5 protein-coding genes and 1 pseudogene are annotated in these 9252 nt (G+C 55.3%); 2 read left to right on the forward strand and 4 right to left on the reverse strand.

Annotation, left to right across the window (positions count from 1 at the left end; all coding sequences use genetic code 11):
• Window positions 1–5: 5 nt before the first annotated feature.
• Window positions 6–713: a VOC family protein gene (locus ACFFIY_RS09195; protein ID WP_354198658.1), complete on the reverse strand. Its 708-nt coding sequence runs from the start codon at window positions 711–713 to the stop codon at window positions 6–8.
• 158 nt (window positions 714–871) lie between these two features.
• On the opposite strand from ACFFIY_RS09195, the gene ACFFIY_RS09200 reads away from it, so the two are divergent.
• Entirely contained in the window at window positions 872–2434 is a 1563-nt protein-coding gene (locus tag ACFFIY_RS09200) for a BCCT family transporter (RefSeq protein ID WP_354198660.1), read from the forward strand.
• Window positions 2435–2499: 65 nt separating this feature from the next.
• Here the strand turns inward: ACFFIY_RS09200 and putP are convergent, their stop codons facing one another.
• Complete coding sequence (gene putP, locus ACFFIY_RS09205) at window positions 2500–3984, reverse strand: sodium/proline symporter PutP (RefSeq protein WP_354198662.1); 1485 nt, start codon at window positions 3982–3984, stop codon at window positions 2500–2502.
• 205 nt (window positions 3985–4189) lie between these two features.
• Here putP and ACFFIY_RS09210 point away from each other — a divergent pair, with 205 nt between their 5' ends.
• Window positions 4190–4558: a DUF2188 domain-containing protein gene (locus ACFFIY_RS09210; protein WP_354198664.1), complete on the forward strand. Its 369-nt coding sequence runs from the start codon at window positions 4190–4192 to the stop codon at window positions 4556–4558.
• 83 nt (window positions 4559–4641) lie between these two features.
• Here ACFFIY_RS09210 and ACFFIY_RS09215 read toward each other — a convergent pair whose 3' ends face one another.
• Together ACFFIY_RS09215 and ACFFIY_RS09220 are read right to left on the reverse strand one after the other, a co-directional pair.
• A complete protein-coding gene (locus ACFFIY_RS09215) occupies window positions 4642–6714 on the reverse strand; it encodes a catalase (RefSeq protein WP_376837244.1) in 2073 nt (690 codons plus the stop codon).
• 148 nt (window positions 6715–6862) lie between these two features.
• Window positions 6863–8512: pseudogene (locus ACFFIY_RS09220) on the reverse strand (AMP-binding protein); the annotation flags it as partial.
• Between the last annotated feature and the right edge of the window lie 740 nt (window positions 8513–9252).

Genomic DNA, 9252 nt, shown 5'->3' on the forward strand with positions numbered 1-9252 from the left:
ACACTTCAGTGCCCGGTTTCCCGGACAACTTCCACGCCGGACAGCCGTTCCCGCCCCGGACCTCCTTGCACGAACACGAGATCGACCCCGTTTTCCAGCGGGATCCGATCGGCCTCCGGCGCTTCGAGCCCGAGCACTTCCGCCCACCGGACCGCGGCTCTCACCGGATCTTGAACCTGGAATGTGCAGGTTTCTATCCGGAACGCCCGGTTTCCTTCCGGCATCGTCCCCGATTTGAGCAGGCCCGCCAGCCGCTTTTCATCCGGGATGCCCCAGTCGATGAAAAACGGGAGCGGCAATGATTCTCCCGGCTCTTCTTCGACGAAAAGCATTTTCCATTTAAGAAGTTCACCGTCCGCCGTGCGCCGTGAGGCATCGAGCACGCCGGAAGTCCTGATTCCCCGGCTCAGCAGTCCTTCTTCAAAACTGTGGAGGTCTCCCGGCCGAAGGCAGAGGGTGCCCCAGCCCGGTCCGTCATGTTCAAGGTCTTGCACCAAAAGACGGGTCAGCGGATGGCCGGAGACACCGGCGATGTCCGGATGCTCAATGGACAAAGACTCAATGTAGCCGTTCTCTGCGTAAAACAGGGCGTTCTGCGTTCCCCAGTTTTCATGGCTTCCCCCCGGCGCCGCCGGCATTCCCCGGAACGTCCATCGTTCGGCATCCTCGGCGGGGGTCCGGTCGCTGAAATAAACGGCATGGTCGAATTTCATTGTACAAGTCTCCTTCCTTTATTTTCTTCCAGACTAGTCAATAAGTCTTATCTTCTTTTGAAATACCCGTCTTTCCCTTGAATGGGCTGAGTATATTCGTTACCCTCGGGTATACACCATTATGACGTTATTTTTGCAAATATCAAAAGGAGAGTGGCATGGACAAGTCTTCGTGGAAAAATCCCGTATTTACTGTTTCTGCATTATTTATTCTGGCATTGGTGATTATCGGGGCGGTGTTCCCCAATCAGTTCGCGGCCGGCGCTACTGCCGTCTACAACTTTACAATCGACAAGTTCAGCTGGTTTTACCTGCTATGCGTATTTATCTTGATCGTCTTCCTGTTCGGGCTGGCTGCGAGCAAATACGGCAGCATGCGTCTGGGCGGAGATGATGAGCGTCCCGAGTTCTCGTTTTTCTCGTGGATCGCGATGCTGTTTTCAGCCGGTTTCGGTGCCGGCCTCGTTTTCTGGGGCGTCGCCGAGCCGATGAGCCATATTTACAATCCGCCTTTCCGCGATCTGGAGCCGATGACATCGGAAACCGCCCGTGTAGCGATGGGCTATGCGTTCTTCCACTGGGGGATCAGCCAATGGTCGATGTTCGCCATGACCGGTCTTGTAATCGCTTTCCTTCAATTCAGGAAAAAGAAGAACGGCCTCGTGTCCACGGCACTTGAACCGGTTGTCGGCTCCGCCAAGCCGGTGAAAACGACCATCGACATCCTGTCCGTCATCGCGACGATCATGGGGATGGCGACGTCGATCGGGCTCGGTGTCCTGCAGATGAACGGCGGCCTCACCTCCGTCTTCGGCCTGCCGAACAAGCCGTACGTCCAGCTCATCATCATCGGTGTCATGATGGTTGCCTATCTGGCTTCCTCCACTACAGGCCTCAACCGGGGGATCCGGTACTTGAGCAACCTGAACCTCGGCCTTGCGCTCGGCCTGCTGCTGTTCGTGTTCTTTGCCGGTCCGACCGTCTTCATCATGGAGACGTTCATCGTGGCGCTCGGGGACTACATCACCCACTTTGTGGAATACAGCCTCCGGCTTGAGCCATACTCGGGCCGTGAGTGGGTGCAGGACTGGACGGTGTTCTACTGGGCATGGGTCATCGCCTGGTCCCCGTTCATCGGCGCATTCGTCGCACGGGTTTCCCGCGGACGCACGATCCGGGAGTTCATCGTCGGGGTGCTCATCATCCCGCCGATCATCGCACTGTTCTGGGTCGCGGTGTTCGGGGGCACCGCCATGTGGAACGACCTGAACGAAGGCACGCACATCGCCGAGATGGTGAATGATGATGTGACGTCTGCCCTGTTCACGACGTTCGACCAGACACTCCCGCTGCCGGGCCTGCTGTCGGTGCTGTCCATCCTGCTCATCTTCACGTTCATCGTCACGTCCGCCGACTCGGCCACTTACATTTTGGCGAGCATGACGTCCGGCGGAACGCTGAACCCGAGAATGACGGCCAAAGTAATCTGGGGCGTCCTGATGGGCGCGATCGCCGGAGTGCTTCTCTTCACCGGCGGCATCAACGGACTTGAAACCGCGTCACTCGCCTCCGCCCTGCCGTTCGGCGTCATCCTCCTGATGCTCGTCTATTCGATGATCGTCCTGCTCAGACGGGAGCCGACACCAATCCGGCCGCGCGATGTCCGACGCTTCCAGCGGCTTGAGGCGGAGTCAAAGAAAGATAAGATCAAGCGATCATAACGTCAAATGAAAAAGAAGAGGGCCCGGATTCCGATTGGATCCGGGCCCTCCTTTTTTCTTTTTTCTTATCGGTCGCGCGCGAGTGTCTCAAGCGTTTCGTCGAATTCATCCTGGATTTCCGAGTTCGGCTTGTATGTCATGAGGCTCACGACAATCGTGACAATCATGTTCAAAATGAACGCCGGAACGATTTCATACAGGTTGCCCGACAGGAATTTCACGTTGCCCCAGATGATGACGGTGACCGCACCGACAATCATCCCGGCAAGCGCCCCCTGCGAAGTGAGTTTGCGCCAGTAGAGCGACAGGAGGATGATCGGTCCGAATGCACCGCCGAAGCCGGCCCAGGCGAACGACACGAGTTTCAGGATCGTCGCATTCTTCGTCCAGGAAAGGATGAAGGCGATGATGGCAACAAACAAGACGGCCATGCGACCGTACAGCACGTAGGTCTTGTCAGGCGCATCCGATTTGATGACCGCCTTGTACAGATCTTCCACGAGTGCGGAAGAAGTGACGATGAGCTGCGAAGAGATCGTGCTCATGACCGCGGCCAAAACGGCGGCAAGCATGATTCCAGCGATGAACGGATGGAAAATGATCTGTCCGAGCTCGATGAACACCGCTTCAGGATCTGTCAGTTTGAGTCCCGGGTTCTGATGGAAATACGCAACCCCGACCAATGCGGTCAGCGTCGCACCGATCAGGCTGAGCAGCATCCAGCCGATCCCGATCCGCCGTGCGGATTTTGTTTCCTTGACCGAACTGATCGCCATGAACCGGACGATGATATGCGGCTGACCGAAATAGCCGAGCCCCCAGGCAATCGAGGAAATCAGTCCGGCAGCCGTCGTTCCGGCAAACAGACTCAAGTGGGTCGGATTGACTTCTTTGATGGTCGCAATCGTCTCGGACGGTCCGCCTGTGATGAAGATCCCGACAAGCGGAACGAGGATGAGCGCCAGGAACATGATGAGCCCCTGTACAAAGTCCGTATAGCTGACCGCCAAAAATCCGCCGAACAGCGTGTAGGCCAGAACGACGAGCGATACGACAATCAGACCGGTGTGATAGCTGAGGCCGAATGAGCTTTCGAAGAAGACCCCGCCCGCCACCATTCCGGACGATACATAAAAGGTGAAGAAAATCAGGATGATCGCCCCGCAGGCAATCCGGAGCAGCGGCGACGGGTCTTTGAGCCGGTTCTGCAGGTAACTCGGGATGGTGATCGAGTCACTGGATACATGCGTATAAACCCGGAGACGCGGCGCAACGAGCAGCCAGTTCAGGTAAGCACCGATCGTCAGCCCGATCCCAATCCAGGCCGCCCCCATCCCGGTCAGGTAAATCGCGCCCGGGAAGCCCATGAGCAGCCAGCCGGACATGTCTGCCGCGCCAGCGCTGAGCGCGGTGACCGCAGGACCCAGCGACCGCCCGCCGAGCATGTAGTCTGTCAGATTGGTCGTCCGCCGGTACGCATACCAGCCGATGAACAGCATGGCTGCCATGTAGATTAAAATTGCGATGAGCTTAAAAGTAGATTCAGTCATGTTGGTCCCCTCCCTTTAGTCTATCCTACCACAGCACCAATAGTTGAAGATTCCCTATTTCTGATTTGTCAGTTGGAATTTCTTCCGCAATTCCCTGTCGAGAAAGCGCGGAATATTTCCCGGGAAATCGAATGGTGGTGGAAAAGGTTTCGGGTTTATATCCGCCGGTCCGGGGAACTTCTTTTAGTAAAAGGAGGGATTCCTGATGCCATGGGATGAACACGATTATCCGGCTTCCATGAAAAACATGGACGAGCCGGTCAGGAAGAAAGCGATTGAAATCGCCAACGCACTGCTGAGGGAAGGCTATTCCGACGACCACGCAATCCCGATTGCGATGGACCAGGCCAGGGATTACGTGGAAGGGGATTCAAACGACCGGCCTGTCTTTGAGATCAAAGAAGACGGCGAGCAATGGGTGCTGAGCAAAAAAGGATCCGACAAACCCATCTACAAGGAATCGACGAAAAAGGACCTGATGGACAAAGCGAAGGAACACGTGAATGACAAAAACGGGATACTGAAAATCTACAAAGGAGACGGCAGCCTGGAAGATACCCTATATGAGGGCTGACCGATCCTGATGACACGCAAGAAACAGCACACCCGGTTGTGTGCTGTTTTCCTGTTTTTGTGCCGACCCATCTCGGCCGTCATCTATTTTCTGTCCCAGAAGCGCTGGTGGGCGATCGCTGCCACGAACTCCTTGGCGAAATCCGGATTGTTTTCAGCGAATACAACCCCGGCGAGATTGTTCTCCTCCGACGCCTTGAAATATTCCCGGCCCGCCGCCGCGATTCCGATCGGCTTATAGTGATTGTACGCCACCCGGAGGTAATCCTTCACTTCGTAATTAAACTGATCCTGGTCGCTTGAGCTGCCCCCGACAATATAAAGCGAATCAAGCAAATACGGATTGGTGGTCAGGAACGTCTCATTGACCTTCAGGTTCATGCCGTTATCCCCCGACACCGTGCCGAGTTTGTCGCTCACGACGACAACAAAAACCCCATTCTCCTCCAAAACCTTGATCGTCCCGGCCACCTCGTCCGCTTTGAACCCGTCACCGACCAATACACCGACTTTTAGTGAATAGGCATATTTGGGCGTGCTCGCCTGGCTGAGGGAAGGATAGCTTGTCGACACCGGGACGTTCGTTCCGTCCGGCCGGCTGACCCCGACGTTATCCGCCACGATATTCGCCATTTCCCTGTCCACGAACACGAGCTGATCAACGGACTGCTGTCGCACCGACTTGCTTTTCACGCTGCCGATTTGATAGTTCAGCGCTTTGATCATATGCTGCTTTTCAATCGTCGTTAAGCTGTTCCAAAAGATCCTCGGCTGTGTATAGTAGTCATCGAATGCTGCCGGCCGCTTGCGGGTGACCTGCCCTTCCGTTTTCGCCGGGTAATGCTCAAAGCCCCCTTTTTCGGGCGGTACGGTGTACGGGGTGTTGTTGTCCAGTGAATTATTGTGATAGCTTGTTTCGTCCACGTCGATCCGGTACCTCATATAGCCTTTGCGCTGATTGTTATGGAACGGACAGATCGGCCGGTTGATCGGCAAATCCTCGTAGTTCTTGCTGCCGAGGCGGTGATACTGCGCCGTTTTGTAGGCCAACAGCCGGCCCTGGAGAACCGGATCATTGGAAAAGTCAATTCCCGGGACGACGCTTCCGGGATTGAATGCCGCCTGTTCAATCTCGGAGAATTCATTGTCCACGTTCCGGTTCAACGTCATTTTCCCGATGATCTGGACAGGGATGAGTTCCTCCGGCCAGAACTTCGTGGCATCGAGAATATCAAAGTCGAACTTGAATTCATCTTCTTTCGGGATGAGCTGAACCCCCAGTTCATATTCGGGAAACGCCCCCCGGTCAATCGCTTCCCTCAGGTCACGCCGGTGGAAATCCGGGTCGATGCCGCCGATTTTCTGTGCTTCGTCCTGCAGAAGCGAATGAGATCCGAGAACCGGCTTCCAGACAAACCGGACGAATGTTGCGACCCCCTGTTCATTCACGAACAGGTACGTGTTCACCGACCAAGACTCCATCATCCGGTAACTTCTCAGGATTCCCCGGTCCGACATGACCCACAAAGTCATATGCAGGGCTTCGGGGTTATTTGCGACATAATCCCAAAACGTGTCGTGGGCGCCGGCCGCCTGAGGCATGCCCGTTCGAGGCTCCGGCTGATAGGCATGAATAATATCGACGAACTTCATCGCATCCTGGTTGATCAAAACCGGGAAGGCGATCATCGTCATGTCATAGTTTCCTTCTTCGGTATAAAACTTGACGCCGAGACAGCGGAGGTCCCTCGCCGTGTCTTTGGATCCCTTGCTCCCCTGAACGGTGGAAAAGCGGACAAACAGGGGTGTCTTTTTGCCGGCCTCCTGCAGGAAACCCGCCTTGGTGAACGCCTTCATCGAGTGGTAGCACTCGAACACCCCGTGTGCCCCGTATCCTCTGGCGTGGACCTTTCTTTCGGGTATTTCCTCATGGACGAATGACGTGATCTTCTCAAAATAATGAACGTCTTCCATCAGGCCCGGACCTCGCTCGCCGGCCGTCAGAATCCGTTCATCATCGGCGATCTTCCTTGCCTGGTTGGTCTCCATCGGCTTGCCGGCATTGCGGACCCGGAATTTTTCCAGCTGCTCGTTCTTGCTGTTTTCATGGACCTTTTTTTGATTGTCCGAAGACGGATTTCCGGTCAACCCTATCACCCCGCTAATTTTTTTGTACCTATACATCGTACGTATCCATCCGCACTTCTATCACTGGCGGCACGGGCGTCCAAAGGCACAAACAAAAAAAGCCCCCCGGACCTGTTGAGGGTCCGGAGGCCGGCCGTGCATTTAAATAAGAGGGAAATCAAACTTCCGCCCGCTGTTCCGACATTTCACGGAGTTTGAATTTCTGGATTTTCCCGGAGGCGGTCATCGGGTATTCGGACGTAAACTCAATGTAGCGCGGAATCTTATGATAGGAGATCTTCCCCTTGCAGAATTCGCGGATCGTTTCTTCCGTTTCTTCGGCCCCCTGCTTCAGGATGATCCAGGCCATCAGTTCTTCCCCGTACTTCGGATCCGGAACGCCGACAACCTGGACGTCGCTCACGGCCGGGTGTGTATAAAGGAATTCTTCGATTTCGCGCGGATAAATATTCTCTCCTCCGCGGATGACCATGTCCTTGATCCGCCCGGTGACATCGATGTAGCCGTCTTCGTCCATGATGGCGATGTCGCCCGTATGGAGCCATCCGTCCGGATCAATCGCCTCGCGGGTCGCGTCTTCGTTATTGTAATAGCCTTTCATGACATGGTAGCCGCGTGTGCACAGTTCGCCCGGCATCCCCTGCGGCACATTCTCGCCGGTCGCCGGGTCGATGATCTTCACTTCCACGTGGGGATGTGGCTTGCCCACGGTGGACACCCGCTTCTCGATCGGGTCGTCGGTCCGCGTCTGCGTGATCACCGGGGACGACTCGGTCTGACCGTAGCAGATCGTGATTTCATCTGCGCCCATGTCATGGATGACTTTCTTCATGACCTCAATCGGACAAGTGGACCCCGCCATGATGCCCGTGCGGAGCGAGGACGTATCAAAATTCTTGAACTCCGGATGCTCGAGCTCGGCGATGAACATTGTCGGCACTCCGTTGAGCGCAGTGCATTTTTCGTCCTGGACGGCCTGCAGCACGGTGAGCGGCTTGAATTGCTCGACGATCACACACGTCGATGCATGGGTGACGGCCGTCAGCGTGCTGAGCACGCAGCCGAAGCAGTGGAAAAACGGCACCGGGATGCACAGCCGGTCTTTCTCGGTCAGCTTCATGTAATCGCCGATGAGCTGCGCATTGTTGACGACGTTGTTGTGCGTCAGCATGACGCCCTTCGGGAAACCGGTCGTTCCCGATGTATACTGGATGTTGATCACGTCATCCGGGTCGAGCGAGTTGAACCGCTCCTCGAGTGTTTCATCCGATACACCGTCCGCCATCGCCTCCAGTTCCGACCATTTGAACATGCCCGGCTCGTCGCTTTCCGTCATGAGGATGATCCGCTTAAGCTTCGGCAGCTTGCCGCTCCGGATGTCCCCCTTTTGCGAGCCGGATGACTCCGGGCATACTTTGCGGACAATGTCGATATAGCTTGTCCCCTTGAAGCTTTCGTCCAGGATGAGCGTCGTTGCGTCGGATTGCCTGAGCAGATACTCCAGCTCCGACGCCTGATAGTTTGTATTCACCGTCACGAGCACGGCCCCCATCTTGCCTGTGGCGAACTGGCTCAGGAACCATTCCCGCTTATTGTCCGACCAGATGGCGACATGCTCCCCTTTTTCAATCCCCATTCCGATGAACGCCTTCGCCAGCCGGTCCGTCTCCGCGTCAAATTCCCGGTACGTCTTCCGGATTCCGTGCTCCGGATAAACGTATGCCTCGACATCCGGAAACTGCCGCGCCTTCTCCCGGACCACCTGCCCGACAGTCTGATTTAAAAGTGCCATCCGCCATTCCCCCTTGAAATCGCTTTCACACTTATATTAACATATTTTTCAGACCCTTTTGAAGAAGAAACGTCCGGCTGTTTCTTGGCGGTGACGCTCTCCGCGGGCGGGCGCCGTCCGCCTGGTCGGTGCGCTTTGCTCCGACTTTTCTTTCCTCACTCCGATATTGGGCCCCTTGCTCCCATTTTCCGTTCCATGCTCCGATATCGGGCGCCTTACTCCGATTTTCATTTTCTTACTCCGATATCGGGCTCCTTACTCCGATTTTCACCTCCTTACTCCGATATTGGGCGCCTTACTCCGATTTTCACCTCCTTACTCCGATATTGGGTCCCTTGCTCCGATTTTCATTTCCTTACTCCGATCTTGGGCCCCTTACTCCGATTTTCATTTCCTTACTCCGATATTGGGCTCCTTACTCCGATTTTCATTTCCTTACTCCGATATTGGGCGCCTTACTCCGATTTTCACCTTCTTACTCCGATATTGGGCCCCTTACTCCGATTTTCATTTCCTTACTCCGATATTGGGTCCCTTACTCCGATTTTCATCTCCTTACTCCGATATTGGCTCGCCGCGCTCCTACGTTCCCTACCCGGCGCCCCTTTTCCTCCCCATCGAGTAGGAGGGGGTGACTAACCCCCGACCTCTCACACCACCGTACGTACCGTTCGGTATACGGCGGTTCAATCAAGATGAATAACGCAAAGTTTCGTAACGAGCTAACAGACTTTTGAGCCCTTGGGAACTCCAAT

Source organism: Bhargavaea ullalensis (assembly GCF_042432615.1).
Lineage (GTDB): Bacteria > Bacillota > Bacilli > Bacillales_A > Planococcaceae > Bhargavaea > Bhargavaea ullalensis.